This is a genomic window from Acinetobacter sp. WCHAc060006, from assembly GCF_004209135.1.
Classification (GTDB): domain Bacteria; phylum Pseudomonadota; class Gammaproteobacteria; order Pseudomonadales; family Moraxellaceae; genus Acinetobacter; species Acinetobacter cumulans.
Map to the genome: position 1 here is coordinate 80,078 of NZ_SGSS01000009.1, position 24,770 is coordinate 104,847.

Annotated in this window: 22 protein-coding genes and 4 tRNA genes; 17 read left to right on the top strand and 9 right to left on the bottom strand. The window is 41.5% G+C overall.

The window, feature by feature from the left end:
* Window positions 1–296: 296 nt before the first annotated feature.
* On the bottom strand, window positions 297–965 hold the full coding sequence (locus EXE29_RS07405; RefSeq protein WP_106985347.1) for an HAD-IA family hydrolase: 669 nt from the start codon (window positions 963–965) through the stop codon (window positions 297–299).
* A gap of 131 nt (window positions 966–1,096) precedes the next feature.
* Entirely contained in the window at window positions 1,097–2,059 is a 963-nt protein-coding gene (locus EXE29_RS07410; RefSeq protein WP_106985346.1) for an RluA family pseudouridine synthase, read from the bottom strand.
* A gap of 757 nt (window positions 2,060–2,816) precedes the next feature.
* Between EXE29_RS07410 and EXE29_RS07420 the strand changes: the two genes are divergently transcribed.
* The 6 genes from EXE29_RS07420 to EXE29_RS07445 all read left to right on the top strand — a co-directional run bounded on the left by EXE29_RS07420 (window position 2,817) and on the right by EXE29_RS07445 (window position 8,936).
* A complete protein-coding gene (locus EXE29_RS07420; protein WP_120364345.1) occupies window positions 2,817–6,194 on the top strand; it encodes an Rne/Rng family ribonuclease in 3,378 nt (1,125 codons plus the stop codon).
* 185 nt (window positions 6,195–6,379) lie between these two features.
* The gene (locus EXE29_RS07425) at window positions 6,380–8,221 is read left to right on the top strand and encodes a long-chain-acyl-CoA synthetase (RefSeq protein ID WP_120364344.1); all 1,842 of its coding nucleotides are present in this window, start codon (window positions 6,380–6,382) and stop codon (window positions 8,219–8,221) included.
* Between the two features lie 129 nt (window positions 8,222–8,350).
* Window positions 8,351–8,426, top strand: a tRNA-Lys gene (locus EXE29_RS07430).
* A gap of 22 nt (window positions 8,427–8,448) precedes the next feature.
* Window positions 8,449–8,524: transfer RNA gene (locus EXE29_RS07435), tRNA-Lys, on the top strand.
* A 47-nt stretch (window positions 8,525–8,571) separates the two neighbouring features.
* Window positions 8,572–8,647: transfer RNA gene (locus EXE29_RS07440), tRNA-Lys, on the top strand.
* Between the two features lie 213 nt (window positions 8,648–8,860).
* Window positions 8,861–8,936: transfer RNA gene (locus tag EXE29_RS07445), tRNA-Lys, on the top strand.
* Window positions 8,937–8,959: 23 nt separating this feature from the next.
* Here EXE29_RS07445 and EXE29_RS17820 read toward each other — a convergent pair.
* Entirely contained in the window at window positions 8,960–9,082 is a 123-nt protein-coding gene (locus tag EXE29_RS17820; protein ID WP_265936308.1) for a hypothetical protein, read from the bottom strand.
* The gene (locus EXE29_RS07450) at window positions 9,082–9,627 is read right to left on the bottom strand and encodes a hypothetical protein (RefSeq protein ID WP_120364343.1); all 546 of its coding nucleotides are present in this window, start codon (window positions 9,625–9,627) and stop codon (window positions 9,082–9,084) included. The genes EXE29_RS17820 and EXE29_RS07450 overlap by 1 nt, the downstream gene beginning before the upstream one ends.
* Before the next feature lie 286 nt (window positions 9,628–9,913).
* Here EXE29_RS07450 and EXE29_RS07455 point away from each other — a divergent pair, with 286 nt between their 5' ends.
* Window positions 9,914–10,174 (top strand): PspC domain-containing protein, encoded by a 261-nt coding sequence (locus EXE29_RS07455; RefSeq protein WP_106985342.1) that lies wholly within the window; start codon window positions 9,914–9,916, stop codon window positions 10,172–10,174.
* A 124-nt stretch (window positions 10,175–10,298) separates the two neighbouring features.
* On the opposite strand, the gene EXE29_RS07460 is transcribed toward EXE29_RS07455, so the two are convergent.
* Window positions 10,299–11,408 (bottom strand): HPP family protein, encoded by a 1,110-nt coding sequence (locus tag EXE29_RS07460; protein WP_117006851.1) that lies wholly within the window; start codon window positions 11,406–11,408, stop codon window positions 10,299–10,301.
* Between the two features lie 176 nt (window positions 11,409–11,584).
* Between EXE29_RS07460 and EXE29_RS07465 the strand changes: the two genes are divergently transcribed.
* The 5 genes from EXE29_RS07465 (at window position 11,585) to EXE29_RS07485 (ending at window position 17,377) form a co-directional block, all read left to right on the top strand.
* Window positions 11,585–13,126 (top strand): SIR2 family protein, encoded by a 1,542-nt coding sequence (locus EXE29_RS07465; protein WP_117006852.1) that lies wholly within the window; start codon window positions 11,585–11,587, stop codon window positions 13,124–13,126.
* An 88-nt stretch (window positions 13,127–13,214) separates the two neighbouring features.
* Window positions 13,215–14,189 (top strand): glycine--tRNA ligase subunit alpha, encoded by a 975-nt coding sequence (gene glyQ / locus EXE29_RS07470; protein ID WP_117006853.1) that lies wholly within the window; start codon window positions 13,215–13,217, stop codon window positions 14,187–14,189.
* Window positions 14,189–16,258: a glycine--tRNA ligase subunit beta gene (gene glyS / locus EXE29_RS07475; RefSeq protein WP_117006854.1), complete on the top strand. Its 2,070-nt coding sequence runs from the start codon at window positions 14,189–14,191 to the stop codon at window positions 16,256–16,258. Before glyQ ends, glyS begins: the two co-directional genes overlap by 1 nt.
* Window positions 16,259–16,440: 182 nt before the next feature.
* Window positions 16,441–16,839 (top strand): hypothetical protein, encoded by a 399-nt coding sequence (locus tag EXE29_RS07480; protein WP_106986515.1) that lies wholly within the window; start codon window positions 16,441–16,443, stop codon window positions 16,837–16,839.
* A 208-nt stretch (window positions 16,840–17,047) separates the two neighbouring features.
* Entirely contained in the window at window positions 17,048–17,377 is a 330-nt protein-coding gene (locus EXE29_RS07485) for a hypothetical protein (protein WP_227865814.1), read from the top strand.
* Between the two features lie 164 nt (window positions 17,378–17,541).
* Here the strand turns inward: EXE29_RS07485 and EXE29_RS07490 are convergent, their stop codons facing one another.
* The gene (locus EXE29_RS07490) at window positions 17,542–17,970 is read right to left on the bottom strand and encodes a hypothetical protein (protein WP_106986517.1); all 429 of its coding nucleotides are present in this window, start codon (window positions 17,968–17,970) and stop codon (window positions 17,542–17,544) included.
* Window positions 17,971–18,524: 554 nt separating this feature from the next.
* Here EXE29_RS07490 and EXE29_RS07495 point away from each other — a divergent pair.
* From EXE29_RS07495 to EXE29_RS07505, 3 genes are all read left to right on the top strand, one after another.
* On the top strand, window positions 18,525–18,914 hold the full coding sequence (locus tag EXE29_RS07495) for a hypothetical protein (protein ID WP_106986518.1): 390 nt from the start codon (window positions 18,525–18,527) through the stop codon (window positions 18,912–18,914).
* A gap of 280 nt (window positions 18,915–19,194) precedes the next feature.
* On the top strand, window positions 19,195–19,743 hold the full coding sequence (locus EXE29_RS07500; protein ID WP_106986519.1) for a hypothetical protein: 549 nt from the start codon (window positions 19,195–19,197) through the stop codon (window positions 19,741–19,743).
* A gap of 211 nt (window positions 19,744–19,954) precedes the next feature.
* Window positions 19,955–20,476, top strand: a complete 522-nt coding sequence (locus tag EXE29_RS07505) for a hypothetical protein (RefSeq protein WP_106986520.1) — start codon at window positions 19,955–19,957, stop codon at window positions 20,474–20,476.
* A gap of 78 nt (window positions 20,477–20,554) precedes the next feature.
* Here the strand turns inward: EXE29_RS07505 and EXE29_RS07510 are convergent, their stop codons facing one another.
* The 3 genes from EXE29_RS07510 to EXE29_RS07520 all read right to left on the bottom strand — a co-directional run bounded on the left by EXE29_RS07510 (window position 20,555) and on the right by EXE29_RS07520 (window position 23,216).
* Window positions 20,555–21,508, bottom strand: a complete 954-nt coding sequence (locus tag EXE29_RS07510) for a 2-hydroxyacid dehydrogenase (RefSeq protein ID WP_117006855.1) — start codon at window positions 21,506–21,508, stop codon at window positions 20,555–20,557.
* Window positions 21,509–21,622: 114 nt separating this feature from the next.
* Complete coding sequence (locus tag EXE29_RS07515; RefSeq protein WP_130125648.1) at window positions 21,623–21,829, bottom strand: hypothetical protein; 207 nt, start codon at window positions 21,827–21,829, stop codon at window positions 21,623–21,625.
* Window positions 21,830–21,941: 112 nt separating this feature from the next.
* Complete coding sequence (locus tag EXE29_RS07520; protein ID WP_117006856.1) at window positions 21,942–23,216, bottom strand: hypothetical protein; 1,275 nt, start codon at window positions 23,214–23,216, stop codon at window positions 21,942–21,944.
* Window positions 23,217–23,339: 123 nt separating this feature from the next.
* On the opposite strand from EXE29_RS07520, the gene EXE29_RS07525 reads away from it, so the two are divergent.
* Both EXE29_RS07525 and EXE29_RS07530 read left to right on the top strand, forming a co-directional pair.
* A complete protein-coding gene (locus EXE29_RS07525) occupies window positions 23,340–24,116 on the top strand; it encodes a class I SAM-dependent methyltransferase (RefSeq protein ID WP_120364342.1) in 777 nt (258 codons plus the stop codon).
* A gap of 8 nt (window positions 24,117–24,124) precedes the next feature.
* On the top strand, window positions 24,125–24,727 hold the full coding sequence (locus EXE29_RS07530) for a hypothetical protein (RefSeq protein ID WP_106986525.1): 603 nt from the start codon (window positions 24,125–24,127) through the stop codon (window positions 24,725–24,727).
* Window positions 24,728–24,770 lie beyond the last annotated feature (43 nt).

Here is a 24,770-nt window from a genome sequence, read left to right on the forward strand (position 1 = left end):
ATACTTATTTTATTTCTAACAATAGCTAATTCCTATAAATTAACTCGGATTTATTATTTAAAAACAAAACTTTAAGATTAAACAATAAGCTGCAATCAAAATCACAGTGGGTGTATGAATTTCCCTCAATCGAAAATAAACACCCTATATACGACTAAAAGACTAGATCATTTGTTGTTTTTTAAGACTATGCCTACCAATATAAGCTTCAAATTTTTCCAATATTGCATAAAAAAAGGCGGGACTCGCTAGATACTAGCCACCCGCCATTTCTTTTTATTTAAGCCAGTTAAAGCTTAAATCAGTTCAATATCTTGTACTTGTGCCAAAAGAAAATCATGCAATTTACGCACATCAGACACAATTGCCAGTGGAGCAAATTGCGACAGTACTTGCTGATCATGCACACCATATAGCACCCCAACTCGAGGCATCTGAATATTTTGCGCCATCTGCAAATCATAAGAGGTATCCCCCACCATAATTGCAGCCTCTGCAACCACACCTGTTTGCTGCAAGATTTCTTGCAACATCAACGGATCGGGTTTGGATTTAGTTTCACTAGCAGCACGTGTTGCAACAAATAAATCTTCGCTTTGCGTCTGATGTAACACACGGTCTAAACCTTTACGACTCTTCCCTGTAGCAACCGCCAATTGCACACCTTGATCTTTCAAATCACGTAGCATTTCAGACACGCCTGCAAACCATGCATCACCTTTTGAGTTCGCGACATAATGGGTTGCATAGCTTTGTAAAATCTCTTCATGTAATTCAGGTACATTCGGAAATAAACGCTGAGCAACTTCTGGTAAACCTAGGCCAATAATGCTTTTTGCATCTTCAGCAGTCAGCGGTTGCTGATACTGCTCGGCAGCAAACATAAGACTTGCCACAATTTGTCCAACGGAATCAAATAAAGTGCCATCCCAATCAAAAATGATCAGTTCTACTGGTTTTTTCATACAATTTTCCTAAATTTGATTCTGCTTAAAACAAATCATGTGCCTACCCCTTGTAGAGCAGGCTTGGGAGAAATGAGATCTAACTCAATTTTACACAACGCAGAGCTATAGAAAGGACAACAATTTAAAAATTAATCCTCAGGCGTTGCAGCTGGTTTATCCGCTTTCTGTGCGCGCAGCTGCGCCACTAAACTTTGCATGTCTTCAGGTAATGGCGCCTCAATCGTCGCATAACCTGGAATTTCAAGGCGCATTGCATGTAAGCATAAACGACGTGGTTTCGGACCTTTATAGTCAGTTTCATGACCGTATTTATCATCACCCACCAATGGATGACCAATACTTAAACCATGCACACGAATCTGATGGGTACGACCAGACAATGGCGAAGCGTACACCAAAGTTGCATGCATAAAGCGTTCTTGAACATTCCACTGGGTTTTCGATTCTTTACCGTCTTTAGACACGCGTACACGACGCTCGCCATTGGCCAATTCATAACGAAGTAGTGGCTGATCAATCAACTGTTTATCTAAACTCACTTGGCCTTTGACCACAGCCGCATAGGTCTTTTGAATTTTGTGCTCGCGCAACATATCTTGTAAAGTCTTCAATACACTACGCTTTTTAGAAATCATCACCAAACCAGATGTATCACGGTCAATACGGTGAATCAGCTCTAAATATTTTTTACCTGTAGCAGCACGTAAGCCTTCAATCAAGCCATAAGCCACACCACTACCGCCATGCACAGCAATACCTGATGGCTTATTTACCACCATTAAGCCTTCATCTTCGTAAATCACACGCGCCAATAAACTTTGTGCCACTTTATCTGACACAGGTACAGCTGATTCGTCTTTTTGTTCATAGCGAATTGGGGCAACCCGAACTTGATCGCCAATATTTAATTTAGTTTCTGCTTTCACGCGTTTTTTATTTACACGCACTTGGCTTTCACGAATCAAACGATAAATTCGACTTTTAGGTACGCCTTTGAGTCGGGTAAATAGAAAATTATCAATGCGCTGTCCCGCTTGATGCTCATCCACTTCAAACCAAGTGACGCTTTGCCATTGCTGTGTAGAATTCATACAATTACTGTGACCTAAAAAAAATACTAAATTTGGTTAAAAACTGATCATTTAGGCTATGCTTTACACAAGAAACATAAGCTTAGCCCATAGGCAGATGATGCAAGGTTTGATATAGTCAGCGCACGGAAACCATCGTTGGTGGACAAAAGTTGAATCGTTTCAGTTTACTGAGCATGCTTTTTCAATGAAATGCCCATCTAAATACGCATAGGTCCCAAAAGAATTATGCCGACGCCGAAGGCTTATTATATCGGCAAAACTGTAAGCTGTTGCGTTTAATTACATCTATACGAGGTAAAAGCAGCTTACCCAAAAAAATATGCTGCCAACTTTAGTTGGTTTTAAACGTAAACTGATACACATCAGATTAGTCGCGCCCTAATGCTGCATTCAGGCTACAGCGTTGATACATTGGATCTGCACAAGTTGTAAAGATACGATGATAATTCCGTATCAAGACACTCTATCTACAAAGAAGGGATGATCTTTGAGCAATGTGACAGTGAAAGTTACTCACATCCAATGTACCGCTTGTCCGCCAGTGAATCCATGAGGTGACTTTAATCGTTTAAAGATTGAAGCCGTATTGCCATCATCAATACGTGAATCAAAAACCGAAGCCCACTATAAAGAAGGCCGGTAAAAAAACTCAGACCGCAATCGGTATATTTGAGATCTGAGGGTTGATCCGTTGTTTGATGTTCGCTACGTGTATAGCGATGTTTTGTTGTGTATCACTATTAGGTGTTACTCCATGAAACGTATGTTGATTAATGCAACACATGCCGAAGAGATTCGCGTTGCACTTGTCACTGGACAACGTCTTTACGATTTTGACTTAGAAAATCGTACGCGTGAGCAAAAAAAATCCAACATCTATAAAGGTCACGTGACTCGCGTTGAACCTTCTCTAGAAGCTGTATTCGTTGAATACGGTGCAGGTCGTCAAGGTTTCTTGTCGATGCGGGAAATTGCCAACTCATATTACAAAGCTGACCCTCGTCAAACTTCAAACATTCGTGAGCTCATCACGGAAGGCACTGAACTTTTAGTTCAAGTGGAAAAAGAAGAACGCGGCAACAAAGGCGCGGCTTTATCTACTTTCATTTCACTTGCGGGTCGTTATTTGGTACTTATGCCAAACAACCCTAAAGGTGGCGGTATTAGTCGTCAAATTTCTGGTTCAGTTCGTGAAGAATTGAAAGAAATGTTGGCATCTTTAAATATCCCTCGCGGTATGAGCGTAATTGTACGTACTGCAGGTATTGGCCGTTCACAAGAAGAATTGCAACTTGACCTACAGCACTTATTAGACCTTTGGGCTCAAATCCAAAGCACGTCTAATTCAGGTCCATCACCAATGCTTGTTCATCAAGAAGCGGGTGTCGTAACACGTGCAATTCGTGACTATCTACGTGATGACGTTGCAGAAATTCTGATTGACTCTGAGCAAGCCTATAACGAAGCATATAACTTTGTTAAAGCTGTGATGCCTCGTCAAATCGACAAACTTAAAACCTATACCTTAAATGAACCGTTATTCGCTCATTTTGGTATTGAAAGCCAAATTCAAACAGCTTATGAGCGTGAAGTTAAACTGCCTTCTGGCGGTTCAATTGTCATCGATCAAACTGAAGCTTTAGTGTCTATCGACATTAACTCAGCGAAATCAACACGTGGTCACGATGTAGAAGAAACTGCACTCAACACCAACTTAGAAGCAGCTGAAGAAATTGCGCGCCAACTTCGTTTACGCGACATTGGTGGCTTGGTTGTTATCGATTTCATCGACATGACCAAAGACCGCAACCAACGTATGGTTGAGGCGAAACTTCGTGAAGCTACACAAAGCGACCGTGCCCGCATTCAATTCGGTCAATTGTCTCGCTTTGGTTTAATGGAAATGAGCCGTCAACGCTTACGTCCATCACTCGAAGAAGCAACCGGTTATGTATGCCCACGTTGCCACGGCACTGGTATGGTTCGTGACCTACGCTCTCTTTCACTTTCAATTATGCGTAAAGTTGAAGAGATTGCCCTTCGCGAGCGTCATGGTGAAGTTCAAGTTGAAGTTCCTGTAGAAATTGCAGCCTTCTTATTGAATGAAAAACGTCATAGTTTGGTATACCTAGAGCAAACTTCAAATGTACGTGTCACTGTATTGCCTCACCCGCATTTAGAAACACCACATTACGAAATTTCATACAACCCAGAAGGCTTTGCGCCAACTAGTTATGAACGTACTGAAGCAACACGTTCAAGCGAAAAAGAATTGGGCTATGAAGCTTCTGAATGGCATTTAGAAGACGAACAACAAGTCGCTCAAGCGCCTGTTCAAACACAAGAGAAACGCCATAAAAAGTCACAACACAAGGCTCAAGCTGCACAACAAGCACCTGTCGCTCAAGCGCCAGCACCTACTGTTGCAAGCTCTAGCCCATGTGCTTGGTTAGAAAACTTGTTTGTACAAAAGCAAGCTGCAACCATCGATCAATCACGTACTGCAAATAATGCAGCAACCATGATTGAACAAATGGTAAATGGTGGTGCTGTAAGCCGTGGTCAATTTGGCCAAGTGGGTCAAGTTGCTACAGCAGCTGCACCAGTTGCCGCACCTGCAAGCAATGTGTACTTAGCGCCGTCTACGTCTGTTACACATAAGCCTGATGTTCGTGAAACAGAAAAGCATGTTGAGAAAGACGAAAAAGCAACTCAGCGCAACCACAACAAAAAGCAACGCAACAAGCACAAAGAACCACGTGAGCAAGTGGCTCAAGACAATGCACCACAACATCAAGTGCATGAAGAAGTGCTCCAAGTGTCGCGTCAAGAGCAACGTCAAGAAGCGCGTGAAAACAAGCGCAACTCGCGTCGCCCACACAACAACAATCACAACGAACAACAGCAGCATGATGTACAACAAAATCATGAGCAACAAGCTGTTCCACGTCGTGATCGTAACAACCACCAACGTCCAAACCGCCCAAATCGCCACCGTGATCCAAGCGTTTTAAATGAGCAAACCATTGCTCAAGAGTTGGCAGTTGAAAACACGCCTGCTGTTGCTTCGCGCCAACCTAAAGTAGAAACTATTGAAGTACCTCGCCAAGAGATTCTTCCAACTGCTATGGTGGTAAACCTTGATCAAGCGCAAAGTGAAATTGTTGCTTTAACGCCTGAAGCACCAGCAAAAGCTGAAAAGCCAGCACGTGCACAAGTTGCAGAAGCTACACCAGCAGAAACTGCTGTTGTTACTGAAGCACCAAAAACAGAGCACAAGAGCAAAGCCAAAGCACATCAAGAACCTGCTGAAAAGCCAGTTCAAGATGCACCAGTGAAACGTGCAAGCAATGACCCGCGTCAACGCCGTCGTCAACAACGTGAAGCGCAAAACCGCCAAGCACAAGCACCGAAGTTATCACCTTCACAAGTACCAACTTTGGGTGAATATACTGTAGGTAGCCTAATTCGCCATGTGTATGGTGAAGACTGCTCTGTGCTGATTGAACAGTTTGGTCTAATTCCAACATTTAATCGTGCATTGCAAAAATTCACGGAAGAGTATGCAGCTACACTTTCTACAGTTGCACCAACAGCTGTTGAGAAAAAACCTGTCACACGTGATGTTGTCGTTGCTAAAGCAGCACCTCAAGCAGAACCTGCACCGGTATTGGACTTAACACCACCGAAAGCAACTTCTGAAAATCGTGTTTCAAATGATCCACGTGTGCGTCGTCGTTTAGCTAAATTGGCGGCAGAACAAGCCCTTGAGCAAGCGAAAAGCGCGCAAGCTGAAGTAACCGAAACAGCTGAAAGCACAACTGAAGCAACACCAACTGTTGAACATGTAGCTGAAGTCACTCCAGTGCTTGAAGAACTCGCACCTACTCAAGCAACGCTTGCAATAGAGCCAGTTGTAGAAGAAGCAACTGAAACACCAGCAGAAGTTGAAGCAACACCTGTTGAAGTGAATGAAGTTGTTGAAGCTGAGTCTGAGGTTCAGGAAGCCGCAGAAAATACGGATGTCGTTGATGCGGATGACGAAAAAGTCAAAGCAGACAAAGACAAACCAGCTCGCCCGCGCCGTCCTCGTGGTCGTCCACCAAAGAAAAGTAATACTTCAGCTGAGTAATACTTGCAAAATTGCAGCTGATTAAAAAAATCCAGTCATTTCGGTGACTGGTTTTTTTTTGATACTTTTGTCAAATTAGGTTGATTGCACTAGATTAAAACGATTAAAAACCAATATCTCTACTGAATGCATCATATACCGCTAACAAAAGACGTATTGGATTACGCAAAATAACTAGGATTCTCATGAGCCAAACTACACAACACGACCTGATTGGGATTGCGGATGTCGCTGCTAAAATTCCAAAATTTATGAGCAAAGTCCCTAATTTATTGACGGGACTAAAACAAGCCTATTTACGCACTCCAAATACACCTGCTGGTCTTGGTCTCGCATTTGAAAAAGCCGTTAAGCGCAATCCAAATGGCATGGCTTTACTCTTTGAAGAACAAAAATATACCTATACCGAGCTCAACCAATGGGCTAACCAGATTTCGCATTACTACCTTTCCCTCGGAGCTAAAAAAGGTGATGTGATTGCGGTGATGATTGAAAACCGCTCTGAGTTGGTGGCATGTATTGTTGCGTTAGCAAAAATTGGCGTGACGGCTGCACTGGTGAATACCTCTCAAGTAGGTAAGGTGCTCGCACATAGCATTAACCTTGTGAACCCGATCGCTGTGATTGTAGGTGAAGAATGCCGTGTTGCTGTTGATGAAATTCGTAATGACCTGAGCGTCGCACCAGAGCGTTTACATTGGTTTGCCGATCAAGCAACACTAATAGATGCAGGTAAAGCACCTAAAGACTTTCAAAACCTCGCTCAGCTGATTGAGCAATTTCCAAAATTCAACCCACCAACCACACAAAGTGTAAAAGGCAAAGATGGCCTGTTTTATATTTACACTTCTGGCACCACCGGCCTCCCTAAGGCCGTGATTTTTACCAATAGTCGTTGGACATTGGCTTATGGCACTTACGGTCATATTTTAAATCTCACTCCAGATGACGTCATGTATGTCACCCTGCCCCTTTACCATGCAACAGGTACTGTGGTGTGCTGGTGTGGTGTGATTGCAGGTGCTGCAACACTCGCAATTCGTCGTAAATACTCAACTTCCTCTTTTTGGAAAGATGTACAAAAATTTGATGCCTCAGCGATTGGCTATGTTGGTGAGCTGTGTCGCTATCTTATGGATGCACCACCATCTGATCTTGAAAAAGGCCACCGTGTCACCAAAATGATTGGTAACGGTATGCGCCCAAATATCTGGGACAAATTTAAAGAACGCTTTGGTATTGAAGAAGTCTTAGAGTTATATGCGTCGAGTGAAGGCAACGTTGGCTTTAGTAACGTATTTAACTTTGACAATACTGTAGGCTTCTCGCCAACACCGTATGCGGTTATTCAATTTGATAAAGAAAAGAATGAGCCCATCCGCAATAAAAAAGGATGGTGCATTAAAGTTAAAAAAGGTGAAGTGGGGCTATTGGTGGGTAAAATTACCCGTCGCTCACCGTTCGATGGCTATACCGATCCAGAAAAAAATAAATCGGTCATTATCAAAGATATGTTTAAGCATGGCGATGCTTACTTCAATACCGGCGATTTAGTGCGTGATATTGGCTTCCGCCATGCACAATTTGTGGATCGCCTAGGTGATACCTTCCGCTGGAAAGGCGAGAATGTGTCAACAACTGAAGTTGAAAACATGGTGAGTGAGTACAGTAAAATTTCAGAAGCCGTAGTTTATGGTGTAGAAATTCCAAATACCAATGGTCGTGCAGGTATGGCAGCCATTACCCTACCCCCAAATGCTGTATTAGATGAACAAGACTGCAAAGATATGCTGGTTGAATTTAAAAAATGCCTTCCAGCCTATGCAGTCCCGTTGTTTTTACGCATACAACAGCAAGTTGAAACCACAGGCACCTTTAAATATCAAAAGAGTAAGTTAAAAGAACAAGGCTTTGATCCTGAAAAAACCAGTGATCGTATCTTGGTTTGGCTACCCAATAGTGATGCTTACTGTGACTTAACTGCAGATATTTTAAGCAACATTAACGCCTACAAGTATCGTTTCTGATTATAAAAAGCCCGTTTTTTGATAAAAACGGGCTTTTTTGTTGTATTTATAAACAAACAAAAGCAAGTTTATGATTTTTTACTTGCGCTCAATCGATATCTTGCTACAATACGCACCATCAAGTGATATGGGTCGTTAGCTCAGTTGGTAGAGCAGTAGACTTTTAATCTATTGGTCCCGCGTTCGAGTCGCGGACGACCCACCATTTACTTCGATACCCCAAAGATGGGTCGTTAGCTCAGTTGGTAGAGCAGTAGACTTTTAATCTATTGGTCCCGCGTTCGAGTCGCGGACGACCCACCATCTTTCTAAAACTTCGGTTTTAGACTAAAATGCAGTATACCCCCTAAGGGTCGTTAGCTCAGTTGGTAGAGCAGTAGACTTTTAATCTATTGGTCCCGCGTTCGAGTCGCGGACGACCCACCATTCTTTCTTAGGGCTTCTTTCTTCCGGCATGCGAAGAAAAAGAAACCTGCAAGTTCCGACCAAGACCAATCTACCCATTCGGGTGTATTTGCCATTCTCGAAATTTTGCTATACCGATGTTGCAATGTACGGTGTTTTTTGACGTCTATACATTCACTTTTGCACTCGGGTGATACTTCAAAGCAATGCTTTAAGTTCACTAATCCTGACAAAGGGTTGTTAGCTCAGCTGGTAGAGCAGTAGACTCTTAATCTATTGGTCGTGGGTTCGAACCCCACACAACCCACCACATTCTGTTATTTTCAATTTGATCTATTCTTGCACAGATCGAGTATTAATTTTTTCTAGCACATAAGCTTTCAGTGGCAATGGATTCCCTTCAGCAAAATATTGCTGATTCACTTCAGTTGCATGAGCAATTTTATCCAAATCCATCACAATATTTTTTTAGCATCAATATCATAAAAAAAGTCGCCCCCTGAAGCACGATGCAAAATAATTTGATGCACATTTGGGTCATAAGACCAATGGTCCTGCCGATATTGTTGATTGGAGGTAAAGGTAATGGAGCCACGATGTTTAATCATGCGATGTGCTATACCATTGGGTGATAAACTGATAATGAAATCAGCTTCACCACTTTCACAACCGACAAAAGCATCTTCGCAATCAATTTTCGTGGCATAACGGCCAACATAAGGCATCGCCTCTTGGTTCACCAAGCCCACATTCATAGGTTGTTCAGCGATCGCAACCCTCTCCTGCCCCAACGCCACATTCAATAAAGCACGACCCTTCTGTTTTTCTAGATCCAACCTATCCACTTGGATGACATCTTTTTGCACATTACTGGCTTGATGCTCAGGTGAGCTACACCCTATGAGGGCAAAGCATGATAAAACCATCATGCCTAGCCAAACTTGCTTCGTCACCCAACGCTGGCAATACTTCGATAAGTGAAGAGCGGTTAAAATTTTCATCAGTAAAATATGCTCTACTCTTATATATGATGACCAATTGCTTATCAGACATTAAAAAACTCTAAATTTTATAGATATGTATGCTGTATAAATTTTTAAAATTAAATGTATGCCACCATTATTTTCTAAATCCTCATTCTTTTACATATCTTTACGTTTTTTTTGCTTAAAACAGCTTTAAAAATTGATCCATGTCACCATTTTAAAAGTATGGATGCATGATTGAATTAAGTTTTATCGTTCACATGATGCTTCATATAACAATTGATGAATTAAGGAGACTTGAATGGCCAATGTTGGTTTATATCGTTCGAACCGTTCAAACATGATTGCGGGTGTAATGGGCGGTATTGCTGAACGTTTTGGTTGGAATGCAAATTTGTTGCGCGTTATTTTCGTGATCGTTTCATGTATGAGTGCAGCATTTCCAGGGATTTTGGTGTATTTGGTTTTATGGCTGGTGATTCCAAAACAGCAAAGCCAATACAAAAATATGCAAGGCTATGACCACCCTGTACGTACTGTAAATAATGATCCGTTGCAATAATCTGCATTTAAATTCAGGTTATTTTAATTTTAGTCTGTTGTTATAAACACAATAGAGATCCCTTAGACCTCTTTGGTCGCTGTAGGTTTTCCCCCAAAAGCCTACAGCTTTTTTTTGCCTACATTTAAGCTTTCTCTTTTAAGAAGTGAATTTGCTGATTTAAGGCTGCAATCATGTCTGCACGACTAATCATGCCAATTAAGCGCTGATTTTCAACCACAGGGATGTAATTAAAAGAACGCTCAACAAAGTATGGAACTAAATCTTCAATCGGTTGATCTGGTCTGACAGTCACCACTTTAGGATTCATAATCTGATATACGTGATTTTCCCAGCTGGCTTTAGGATCAGCAGCGCGTTTGAACCACTCCACGACCTCATACAAAGCTAAATTACCCACCAATCGGTCCAAATCACCTACCACCGGCAGGCTCATTAAATTCACCTGTTTAAACTTTTCCAAAGCCGATTGAATATCATCTTCCGCCCTTAAAGTCAGGACTTGACGGCTCATAATGTCACGACAGCTAAACTGACTTAAATTGCGACGGTTTGCCAACTGCTGTGCTTCTAAAATAATTTTCTGTAAGTCATATTCACTAATATCAAGCAACTGGCTCTGACGTTCTAATACCTGCTGAATATCTACTGGCCGAATGGACACTTTCTGCATCGGTGTCGGATCTGCGCTGCGTATATTGACCTGTGGACGCTGCGGATATGGTTTACCAAGCAAACGGTTATAAAATATAGCAAAGGCCATCAGCAATACAGAATTTAATAGCACAGGATAAAACAGAAATGCATAACCCAAATCTTGTACAGCTTTGCCACCCAGCACCGCAGTAATCGCCACCGCGCCACTCGGCGGATGTAAGGAATCTGTGGTCATCATCAGCACGATAGCCAGCGCAACGGCTACACTAAATGCTTCAGTCTGATTGGGTATCCACATTGCGCAGGTCACACCGATGAGCGCCGCAATACTGTTACCAACCACCATATTCCAGGGCTGTGCCAAAGGACTAGCAGGCACAGCAAACAACAGCACTGAAGATGCGCCCATAGGCGCGATATACCATGCATTTAGGTTACCTAGTGCAAGCCAACTGATGAGCGAGGAAATACTTAATCCAAGCAAAGCCCCTACCCCACATAAGACGCGGTCTTTAAGCGGGAGCACTTTAAAATTAGGTTTTAGGGTATTGAGCCAAGCTGCTTTGGAGTGAAACACGTGAGACCTGCATTTGCTGTTTTATATTTAAACGAATTATAGGCGACACTTCATTAAAAGATGTATTTATTTTATATGTTATAAATATTAGATTTATTTTTGAAAATATAAATAAAATTTGAAAAACATCAACTTAACCATAATATAGTAAGCAACATATGACTTTATAAAAAATAATGAACCCAAAGCGCGAAGAACTTTTAAAACACTTAGCAGCCTCTTTAAAAGATGCTAAAGAAGATGGTGGTGCAATTTTACTGGTCGGAGCAGGCATTTCTGTATCTGCTGGCATACCGCCTGCGCAAAAGCTAATGAAAATCGCGATCGACAACTTTCCTAATTATTTTACAGAAGAAGTAAAACGACAATCCATAGAGAATTTAAGCATACTTCAATACAACGACATTATGAGTAAACTATCACCTGCTCATCGTAAAGAGATTTTTCAATGGCATATTCAGGGTAATGAAGCAAGGAGCATCCCCAAAGCCAAACTAAACTTTGCTCACCTGACCATCGCAGAATTATTAAAGCAAGGTTATATCAAACGTATTTTGACCACTAACTTTGACCCATTACTCATTAATGCTTGTTATATGGTTGGCATGTATCCACTACCAGCTATTTATGATCTAGGTTCAGTAGATCAAATAAATCCTGAACTTTTTGATGACCCCTGTATTATTTACTTAAATGGTCAACATGCAGGACAAGTTCAAAGAAACACATCATCACAATTAAATATACACGATCCGATTTTACAAAAAGTTGTAGTGTCTACAGGCTGTAAAAGTCCTTGGATTGTTGCAGGTTATAGTGGGGAAAATGATCCCTTAATGGATGCTTTAAATGAGCTAAGGCCATTCAATAATTGGTTATATTGGCTCGAATACAAAGAACAAGTTTTACAAAAAGAAAGCCATCAATTTTTAGAGAATGATGAAGAGTGCAAAGTCATTTATGGCTGTGATGCCGATTCTATATTTTTGCAAATTAATAAAGATATAGAGTGCCCTTTAAGTTTTATCGAAGATCCTAGTGAACGACTCCAACTATACATTGATGAAATAAAATTCAATACTCACCAACAATTAGGTAATTTTTATCAAGAATTTATTCATGATTGTAAAAAGCATCTAGAGAGAATCAACCATTCACAAAAGCTCGAACAACATCAAAAATTCATCAACCTTGTCTATAAAATTCTTAAAATATCAGACCTAGAAGGTTCCTATAATTTTAAAGAACGCGCTAAACCATCCCAATACAAGCATCTCATTCAAGAAAGATTAAAAAATCTTTTTACTTTGAAAAAGTATTTACTCGAAGCATTAGAAAGCAAACCTAATAATTTTTGGGCTTTACTTAATCTTAGTCATACTTGTTTAACGATTTATCGAATTCAAAAAGAAAACAATTTGCTCAGTGAACCCAGCTTTCTTCAAGAAGCCGAAAATGCTCTCAACAAACTTAAAACAACCGATGAATACCGAAATAATACTAACAATATAATCAGTCGCATTTTATACAATCAAGCATGTTTAGAAGCTTTAAAAGATAATGTCGACTCAAGTTTAAATCTACTAGAAGCATCACTTAAACAGAATCAAAAAGATACTGAAAGCTATTTCACACTCCGTGATGTCGAAACAGATTTTGATTTCAAAAACTTACTCATGCATCCTAAATTCAAGGAACTCTGTAATCAATATTTTTAATGCTGATAGAAAATAAAAGACCTTTGCCACACACCCCCAAAATCCTTATAATTGAGCACAATTTTTATCTAATTTTAAGTGGATGACCATGAGTCGCGCCATATCGCATATTGATACCTTCCAAGGCTTAATTCTTGCCTTACAAAACTACTGGGCTGAACAAGGCTGTGTAGTCCTTCAGCCTTACGACATGGAAATGGGCGCTGGTACATTCCACACTGCAACATTCCTACGCGCTTTAGGCCCTGAAACTTGGAACGCAGCTTACGTACAGCCGTCGCGCCGTCCTAAAGATGGCCGTTATGGCGAAAACCCGAACCGTTTGCAGCACTACTACCAATTCCAAGTTGTGCTTAAGCCAAACCCAGACAACATCCAGCAGCTGTACCTAGACTCGCTTAAAGCGATTGGTATTGACCCGCTTGTACACGACATCCGTTTCGTAGAAGACAACTGGGAATCTCCAACACTAGGCGCTTGGGGCTTAGGCTGGGAAGTTTGGTTAAATGGTATGGAAGTGACTCAATTCACATACTTCCAGCAAGTCGGTGGTGTTGAGTGCTACCCAGTAACTGGCGAAATCACTTACGGTTTAGAACGTCTTGCAATGTACCTTCAAGGTGTGGACTCTGTTTACGATCTTGTTTGGACTAAAGGCCAGTTCGGTACAGTAACTTATGGTGATGTATTCCATCAAAACGAAGTTGAGCAATCGACTTACAACTTTGAATATGCGCCAGTTGATAAAATGTTTGAATTGTTCGACTTCTACGAAGCTGAAGCAACACGTTTAATCGAAGCTAAATTGCCACTTCCTGCATACGAGCAAGTGATTAAAGCATCACACAGCTTTAACTTGTTAGATGCTCGCGGTGCGATTTCTGTGACTGAGCGTCAGCGTTATATTTTACGTGTACGTTCATTGGCACGTGCAATTGCAACTAGCTACGTGGCAGCACGTGCGGAACTTGGCTTCCCTATGGCTGAACCGCACTTACGTGATGAAGTATTGGCGCAATTAAAAGCACAAGTTGAAGCAGAAGCTGCAGCGGAGAACAAATAATGTCTAAACATACTGTTTTATTTGAACTTGGCTGTGAAGAACTTCCACCAAAAAGCCTGAAAAAATTACGTGATGCACTGCAAGCTGAAACGGTTAAAGGCTTAAATGATGCTGGCCTTGCATTTGACTCAATTGAAGCATACGCAGCGCCGCGCCGTTTAGCGCTTAAAATTGTGAATGTTGATACTGCTCAAGCAGACACACAAAAACGTTTTGACGGCCCTGCGAAACAAGCAGCGTTTGATGCGGAAGGCAACCCGACTAAAGCGCTTGAAGGCTTTATGCGCGGTCAAGGCATTACAGTTGAGCAAGTTTCGACTTTCCAAGCAGGTAAAGTTGAAAAAGTTTGCTACTTAAAAGACGTTAAAGGCCAAAGCCTTGATGTGCTTTTACCGCAAATCTTACAAACTGCGTTGGATAACCTTCCAATTGCAAAACGCATGCGTTCTGCAGCCAGCCGTACTGAATTTGTACGTCCGGTAAAATGGGTTGTGCTGCTTAAAGACAACGATGTTGTTGATGCAACCATTCAAGACCACAAAGCAGGCAACGTGACTTATGGTCACCGTTTCCATGCGCCAGAAGCAATCACTTTAGCCAATGCTGAAGAATACTTGCCTAAGTTAAAAGCGGCTCACGTCGTTGCGTCTTTTGAAGAGCGTCAAGCAATCATTGACGGTCAAGTGAAAGCTTTGGCTGATGAAGTGAATGCGATTGCGATTGTCCCTGCCGACTTACGTGACGAAGTAACAGCATTGGTTGAATGGCCTGTTGCGCTACGTGCAAGCTTTGAAGAACGCTTCCTTGCAGTTCCTCAAGAAGCATTGATTACGACGATGCAGGACAACCAAAAGTACTTCTGCTTAGTTAATGCTGATAACAAATTACAGCCTTACTTCATTACTGTTTCAAACATTGAGTCTAAAGATCCGACTCAAATTATTGAAGGTAACGAGAAAGTTGTTCGTCCACGTTTGTCTGATGCTGAATTCTTCTTCTTACAAGACCAAAAGCAACCGCTTGCGTCTCGTAAAGAGAAACTTGCGAACATGGTTTTCCAAGCTGAACTTGGCACACTGTGGAACAAGTCTGAACGTATTGCGAAATTGGCTGTTGCACTTGCACCGATTACTGGTGCAAACCCAGCGGATGCTGAAAAAGCAGCCCTTCTTGCAAAATGTGACTTAACTTCGGAGCTTGTGGGTGAATTCCCAGAACTTCAAGGTATTGCGGGTACTTACTACGCACGTCTTGAAGGTGAAAATGATGAAGTTGCTGAGTCTTTAGGTGAGCAATACTTACCTAAATTCGCGGGTGACGTTTTACCGAAAACCAAAACAGGTACAACCATTGCCCTTGCTGACCGTTTAGACACGCTCACAGGTATTTTCGGGATTGGTCAAGCGCCTACAGGTTCTAAAGACCCGTTTGCACTGCGCCGTTCTGCAATTGGTATTTTGCGTTTAGTGACTGAAAATGAGTTAGACGTTTCAATTGAAGACCTGATCAAACTTGCTTTAACTGCTTATGGCGACGTATTGAAAGATCACGCTAAGACTTTGGCGGATGCTGTTGCATTCCTTGAAGGCCGTTACCGTGCGAAATACGAAGACCAAGGCGTTGCAGTTGATGTGATTCAAGCGGTTCAAGCGCTTTCTCCAAAATCACCGCTTGATTTTGATAAGCGTGTAAATGCAGTAAATCACTTCCGTAACTTGCCTGAAGCTGCCGCACTTGCTGCTGCCAACAAGCGTGTTGCCAACATTCTTGCGAAAGAAGCTGCACCTGAAGGCGCTGTGGTTGAAGCGAATTTGGTTGAAGATGCTGAAAAAGCATTGTTCGCTGAACTTGCGAAAATTACACCTGTGGTTGAGCCGTTATTTGCTGCCAAAGACTACACTGCTGCGTTGTCTGCACTTGCTGCGCTTCGTGCGCCTGTAGATGCGTTCTTTGATGGTGTAATGGTCATGGCAGATGATGCTGACCTAAAAGCAAACCGTTTACGTATGCTTGCTCAGCTTCGTGACCTGTTCACGAAAGTGGCTGATATTTCTGTGTTACAACACTAAGTTCTGAATTAAATAAAAAAACCCGCTTTCGAGCGGGTTTTTTATTACTTTTAATATTTATTGACAGCTTACTTAAATCTTTCTAAATAATTTTTATTTTAAATTTCATAAACTTATTTACTTTATTTACTCTATAATCCTTCCAAAATATTCAATAATGTTAGAAGGGGGAATATTTAAAAATGAAGAAATTATTGGTTGTGCCTTTATTGCTTGCACTGGCTTTTACAGAAACGGGATGTTCTGCTGTTATGGCTTCAAAACAGCCTAAAAAGAAAGACCTATCCGTCATTGCACAAGGTATGCCACGTAGTACAATTTTAGCTGAAATTGGCTCTCCAATTGCCAGTGAAACTAAGCAGGATGGTAAGCGTGTTGATGTATTCTCCTTTACGCAAGGCTACAGCACTGCAAACCGCGTTGGACGCACACTGTTCCATGGTGTAGCCGATGTTGCGACACTGGGCTTATGGGAAATCGTGGCCACACCAACTGAAGCGACCTTTGATGGTAAAAAAGCAGCATTTGAAGTGACATACGACTTGAATGACCGTGTAGAGAAATTTGTACGCCTGCAATAAAAAACGTATTTTAAATATATTAAAATCCTGCTAAAACTAGCGGGATTTTTTATAAGAATAATAAATTTCAAATATGAAAGTTCCGCGTCATTATCGCCCTGATCTGTATCTTTTTATAATTCATGCCCTGCTATTAGCACTTAGTTTCGCTCTGGTGAAATTCTATCCACATATCATCACTAAGCCAGATATGAGTGGCCTGTTCTTTATGTTGATTTCGATTCTGGGTGGCATCATTGCTATCGTGATACTTGCAGTATCCTTGAGTCGCCTTGACCGTTCAGTTCGTGCATTAGCCATAAATAAATTTATCTTGGCTGTGCTGTATTGGATATCCAGCACGGCTATTTTTGTGTTGTCGGGTTATTCTGAGTTTTTGTTTAATAACCCACTGTGCATACTCATTTTTGCAGGCATTCTGTACCCAAGTTTGTATTTTTCTATCCTCAACATTGCAGAGATGCGTAAGAAAGACTGGCTCATAATAGGCGGGATATTGGGTAGTTTGGTAGTACTGTTCTTTTTGCCAGGGATTTAATTACACAAAAAAGGACGAGGCTTGCTGAGCTTTATTATTTTTTTATAGCCGTTATGGATATTTAGGTGCTTCAGCCCTAAGTTCCAATTACTGTTAAAAAACCGCTTAAATGCGGTTTTTTAACATACGTTTTAAGTGACAAAGTTAGGTCTTGAAAATAAATCTTATTCCCCTTTCAAAGTCATTTTTCGTAGTGTTAACGTTTTCATCCATTGTGAAGCTAACCAAATATGCAGCACCGTTAAAATAACGTAATAAACAAAACCTACTAAAGCGACCCATTCAATTTCATATGTGCCTGTACTACAAAATAATAGACTAATCCACAACTGCACAATCACTAAAATTAAACCCACCAAAAAATGTAAAAAAGAACGCACTAAACCCAACAACCACAAGCCAAATACACTCGATACCAAAACACCAAGCAGATATTGTCCGAGTGCCATGACCTTATGTACATCCTCTTCTGCCCGTTGGCTGTTATACCAATCATAATAAAAATCGGTTAAAAAGAATAAACTTGAAGCAACAAGCAACAGAAACTCCCAACCCAATAGTTTTAATATCTTTTTCTTCCATATAATTTTCATACCAGCCTCAGTAATATTAACTCTTATTATTTTGATCAATCATGATCTTTAATCTAACGATTGGCATTTAAATCATGACATCATATTTTATCTAAAAATTTACGAAGCATCCCACTCAACCTATTTTTCTGATGAAATCTCGATACTGCCTATCCAAATACTGACGAAATTTTAAAAACTGGTTTAAAGCTCATTTTGGTATTTCAAATTACAAATCTTCATCATTCTTCATTTTTTGGATCATCAAAGCACCTTATTGCAAGTAAACTAAAGAGCCCGTACAACCCAAATACAAAAGCCTATTTCCAGATCAGTAACCTGAATTGGATTACATCATACACATGGTCAAAAGACACACTAACAACATAAGAGACTACAAGCTTTGTCCTAACTCTCCATTTCATCCGATGCTATTTTTTATTATTTAAACATTCGCATAAGGCAGTTATTTATCTATATTCAATGCTATACACTGTCAACATATAAAAAATATAGTCATCTTCATCTCAAATCCCTATACTCAAATACAACAACACTCAACAAGAAAGAACCTTATGAAACTAAAAGCACTCATTTTGACTGGTCTTGCGGGTCTTGCACTTAGCGCTTGTACATCTGCTCCAACAATTCCGCAAATCCAAGCTGGTGCATTACAAGAAGTCTCAAATATTGACGTCTACCCAAATACCACCAACAACAAAGCACAGCTCAACAAGCTAGTAGACAAATGCGTGATTGAATTTACGGGTCAGTTAGAAAATGGCAAAGTGGTAGAACAATGGACATTTAAAGGCTTAACGCTTATATCTGCTGGCTCTGCAACCTTCGCCAAAGATGGCACCAGCACAGCAACAGGCTTTGACCTACATGCACCAGAAGTCCAAAAGAACTTCCTTGCATTACGTCATCACTTTGCAAAAGAAGCCATTTCACAATGTGACTAATGTTCCGTTAAAACCGCATCACTCATTATCTGTATGAGTGATGCCCTTATCCACCTACAGCCCAAACTCCCCCACTCAAGACTGACAATCTGTAATTTATTTACAATTCACAAGCATTGTTACCAGCCCTCCATAACTTCTCCTACAGCGTATTTGGCATGTAAAACGCTGTGTATGTTTTATCAAAAAGCGCCATTTTCAAAAAAATTGCATCTAATATCTCATCGTACACTCCGTCCTCGTACGGCGCAGTGCTCACAACAATGAGGTGTATAGAAAAATGAAATTATTAAAACACAGCTTAATTGGCGCAGCTCTGCTGGTAGCTTCACCTGTCCTATTTGCAAATACAGCTATTTCTGCAAACAGCAGCACTAACGTCGCTGTGCAAGCGCAAACACCAGGCGTGTTAAACAACCTAGGCCAAGACATTAAAACGATTGCGCATAAAACAGGTGACACCGTCGTCCAAGGCGCTGAACACACCAAAGAAGCCAGCCAAGAAAAATGGGACACCACAAAAGACAAAGTCGCTGAAATTAAAGCCACTCAAGAAGCAAAAGCTGAAGAGCACAAACAGTCATTGCATGACGATGCAGAAAAAAGCCACGATCTGCTAAAATCTAAAACAGAGCAAAGCAAAAAATTTGCCTCAGATAAAAGCGAAAAAACCAAATCGTATCTAAAAAGCAAAAACCAAAAGCTGAAAGATCACATTAATCAACCACGCAGCGCAGGCTTTGACGGTGAAGGCTCAGCGCAGGTGAAAACACCTGTCGGTTCTGCAGAAATTAAAACTTCTGCAAAAACTGAAGTAAGCAAAAAATAAGCCTGTATTAGACTTATTTTACCAAGCTTCAAACAAAGCCCTTCATTTCCGATGGGCTTTGTTTTTATTGCACAACGCATTTAGCTTTCACTTTTCACCGTGCCAAAACGCAGCTGTATAGATTTTGCATTCAAAACTTCCTATTGCGCTTTGCTTGCTTATAATGCGTTAAGACCCTTTAAGATGAATACACGTTGAGGTTTACTGCCACATGAAATTATTAAAAACCGCAGTAGGTGTAACTTTACTGCTGGCATCTCCATTACTATTGGCGCAAACAGCAGAAACTGCACCGCAAACAGAACAGCAAAACCAAAAACTGATTCAACCTTATGGCAAAAATCCAAACATCTTTCATGTTTGGGCCTATAAAGCCCAAGAAGGCGTGATTGGCGCGGCCAAAAATGTCGGTGAAATGACCGAGCGCGGTGTCGCAAAGGTTAAACCGTCCGTTGATCAAGCATGGGACAACACCAAAAACCTAGCATCAGGCACTGTACACAAAGTGGATGAAGGCGCAACACAAGCGGCGCAAACAGCCAATACCAAAATTCAAGAAACCAAAGAAGCCCTAGGCGCCAAACCGCAGCAGTCTGCACCCATTGAACAGCAGCCTTTAAGTGAGCCATCTAACAATAGTAATCGTAGTAACACCATAAACCCACAGCAGCAAAGCCAATCTGTAACCAACTCAGGCTCATCAACTACGTCTTATGCAGTCACCGATTTATAAGTCAGTGTTGTCTACACGCAAATAAAAGCCCATCACACGATGGGCTTTTTTATAGCTATTTTTAGATTTCTAAATACATTAATTCACTTTACGGATCGGCTGACCAGCCTTAAATGCTTCTGTATTTTCCACCATCTGCTGCACTATGCGCTGACGTGCATCCACGCTGCCCCATGCGCTATGCGGGGTAATGATTAAATTAGGTATAGAGGCATCCAGCAGCACATTACCTGCTTTAGGTGGCTCAACCGTCAGTACATCTGTAGCAGCGCCTGCAATTGTTCCAGCCTTCAGCGCTTCTGCCAAAGCGCTTTCATTGACCACACCACCACGGGCGCAGTTAATCACAAAGGCGCTGGCTTTCATTTTTTTCAGTGCTGCTGCATCAATCAAATCCCGCGTATCATCGGTTAATGGACAGTGCAAACTTAAAAAGTCCACTTGCGGCAGCATTTCTGCAAACGCTATACGCTCAGGGCCAGCTGGACGGTTTGGCAAGGCTGCAATTTGAATCTGCATGCCAAATGCACGGGCTAAATTCGCCACGGCCTGCCCCAATTCACCATAACCCACAATGCCTAAGGTTTTGCCTGACAGCTCAATGATTGGATAATCCAGCAAACAAAATTGGTTGGCTTTGTTCCATTCGCCTTGCTGCACAGCTCGGTCATACTGACGGAAAGAAGTGGCCAAATTTAGCATCAACATAAGGGTGTGCTGTGCAACAGCTGCCGTACCATAGCCTTGGCAATTGCAGACGCTAATGCCTTGCTGCGTCGCTTGCACCAAATCAATATTATTGGTACCTGTCGCAGAAATTAGAATAAGTTTTAAATTAGGACATTGCTGCATGGTTTGCGCATCAATCACCACTTTGTTGCTAATAATCACATCCACATTTTGCACACGCGATAACAACTGCTCAGCACTGGTACGTTCATACAGCTGTAAATCATCAAAGACCGCATGTAGCGCACTAAAATCTAAGTCGTTTTTATCTAAAGATGCGTAATCTAAATATACCGCCTTCATGTGCTTTCCTTAAATGAGATGGGTTTAATGCATAAAATGGGCTGTTTTGCATTTAATCTAACAATGCGTGAAGATTCAAGAAAAACACATCGCTTTAACATACAAAAAAACCCGCTATTTAGCGGGTTTATCTAGATGATAACGGATCGTGCTTCGAATCCGAATGACCACATAAACACTTAACGCCAACATAATCATGAGAGCTACGGTCAAAACCGTGGCTGAAGATTCTGCTTGAACTAAGTCCTCAGCATAGATCATCGGTGAATAGCTCATACTGAGCAATGAACAACATACAGCAAGCATCAGTGGAGATTGCATACTGCTTTCCTCGCTTTTAATCTCATCCTTGGTCGATAGGCCATCCATCTATTGCCTATATTTCAACCATAGCATTCCAAATTAAAAAAGCAAGTCTCTCCCTGCCAAGGTCTTAGATCTGTCCTTCAGGTTGTGCTACAAATTGGCAGTCACTGTGTAAATCTTCAGCCATGCTGGTTGCACCAAATTCGTCTGTACTCAAATACTGCGCTTTATACGCCAATGCGTAATAGTCACTGTATTTCTTCATCAGCAATGGATGATGTCCTACCGGTACAGCTTCTTCTGTACGAATCAGTTTCATCATCTGCCGATCATTCATCACCACAATCAATGCTTGATCATTCCACACAATTTGCACGAGGCCATTGCCTTTGGCATAAACTGGAATCAAAAATTTATGATTTAAAGCGATGGCGCTGGCAGCATAACTTTCGAGCTTTTGGCTAATGACATTAAAGACCAAACCGTGCCCAAAGCGGTCGCGCAAAATACTACGCTTTTCTTGTGGCATGGTCACTTCAATACCCAGCTTACTGAGGTCTTGCTGGTCGACTTGCTTGTTGCGCAGTAATTCACGCAAGATCACTTGTTTCTGCTTGGCATCAAAAAACTGACCATCTAACATTAAGTCATTATTTTTTAAAATTTTACCCAAAGCGCTCGGATGACGTGGTAATAAGTTTTCAATCACTTTACGGTAATAGAACTTACTGTTCTTTTTCACCTTACGCATGCTTTGGTAAAAATAACCTGCATCAAAAGGATGGCGAATTAGGTCATGGACCAATGCCGAACTTGCTAACACCGCAATTGCATCATGATTGGTATAAGGCAAATGTAAGTATTTTGCACTTGGTAACAGTGGCTTTAAGCATTCCACATGGGCACGATCTGCTGCATAGTAAGGATCATAAATAATGATGTATTCACGCGATGGCGCTACATCACCCAACTGTACGCGCATGTTGCTATTCAGCTCTGGCTGATAAAACATGTTATAGCGTGGATCTTCAACATCTGTCGGATCAATCGAGAATTGTGGCACCATGGCCACCACACGTTGAACATTCAGCAAGTTAGAATATTTAATCGCAGCATAGCCACCCATTGAACCGCCATAAGCAATGCGGGTCGCAAACGGTGCGATCCAGCTTTGAATCTGCTCAAACATGGCCAACATAGACTGTTCAGGAAACCATGATTTCTGCTTAGGCATAATACCAATCACATTAAAATCATATTTATGCAATGACTTTTCTGCATTGATGCTATTGCCCTTGGCACGTGTAATCAAATCGCCAAATGAGAACACCAATTCATTTGAAGTGCCTTTTAAAAAAATAACCCGTATTTGGTCATCTTCAAAAATAATCTCTTTATCCATCGTTGTCCTGTTTAAAAAATCCTTTTTTTGCTGATGTCACCAAGTTGCAATCTGCTGGCAAAAACTCGCCTGCATAAGAGTATGCTATTTTATAACGGTGATAAGGATTAAAAAGTGCAGAATATGACACAATCACTCCATCCTGCTGCAGAAAAAGGCTTCGGTGCAGGCGCGAGCCTCTACCAAAATGTCCGTCCAGATTATCCTGAAGCCATTAGCGCATGGCTAAAAGCGACGCTTGGGCTACATACCAATGATCTTTTACTGGACCTCGGTGCAGGTACGGGAAAATTTCTCCCCTACCTAAAGACCATAAGCACGCAGATATTCGCTGTCGACCCTGTAGAAGCAATGCTCACGCAATTGCATCTTGCTCATCCTGATGTTCAGACGCTACAAGCCATGAGTGATCAATTGCCTATAACTGATCAGTCTGTACGTGCTGTGTTTTGTGCACAATCATTTCATTGGTTCGCCACGCACGATACTTTAGCTGAACTGCATCGCGTGTTGCAAAGTCATGGTCATTTGGTGCTCATTTGGAATCAACGTGATATTGAGGTTGATTGGGTCAAAGCACTGGCAGATGAAATCTTTCCACTTGAAGGCGATACCCCGCGTTACCATAGTGGGCAGTGGCAAAAAGTATTTTCACAGCAAGCCTATTTCCACTTACAAGATCAAACCACCTTTCGCCAATTACATCATGGTACAGTAGAACAGGTTGTCTCCAAGCGCTTATTGTCGACCAGCTTTATTGCCGCTTTGCCTGATGCCGAGCAACAAGGTTTAAAACAACGCTTTGAACACATTGTGTATGACTACACAGGCAAGCAAGTACAAGATGAAATTGATTTTCCATACACCACACATGTGTATGTCTTTAAAAAAAATGATTAGGGCGAGTTATGCATTACATGGTTAAATTTTTGGCGATACCTGTACTCTTAGGTACGACATTTTTCATGCACGGTTGCGAACAAAAAAAGACAGCTCAGCAACCAGAAGCAGAGACGAGCGCTGACGATCGTATTATGAAAGAGCTGGCTTCTGAGCCGGTCAAAAGTTTTGCTAAAACCGCACAAGATCCAGATGATATTCGCGCACTACGAGACTATGACCAACGCTTTACCGCAGTCAGTGATGAGATGGAAGATGAGCTGATGCAGATGAAAGAAAGTGGCTCGCTCAGTCCCGAATTTGCTGCCGAACGCAAACGTGACAATATTCAATCGGCCTTAAGCATGCTTAAGGAATTAGACCTTAAAACCGAACAAGGTCGCTATATCCAAGGCTTGATGTATCAATATTGGAATCAGCAACAACAACTTCAATTGGCTGAAGCACAGGTAACTAACAAAGACGAAAATGCGGTTTCGAGTGCCCATGTCAAAGGTTTAGGCCAGTTTATTCATGCACAAGAGCAGCTTGATCACTGGCAAGCTCAATACCCAGAACTGGCACAACTCAATACACAAGCTGCGAGTGATGTTGCCACATCAGCTCCTTAATCTAGAACACAAAAAGGGTTCTACATGAACCCTTTTTTACTCA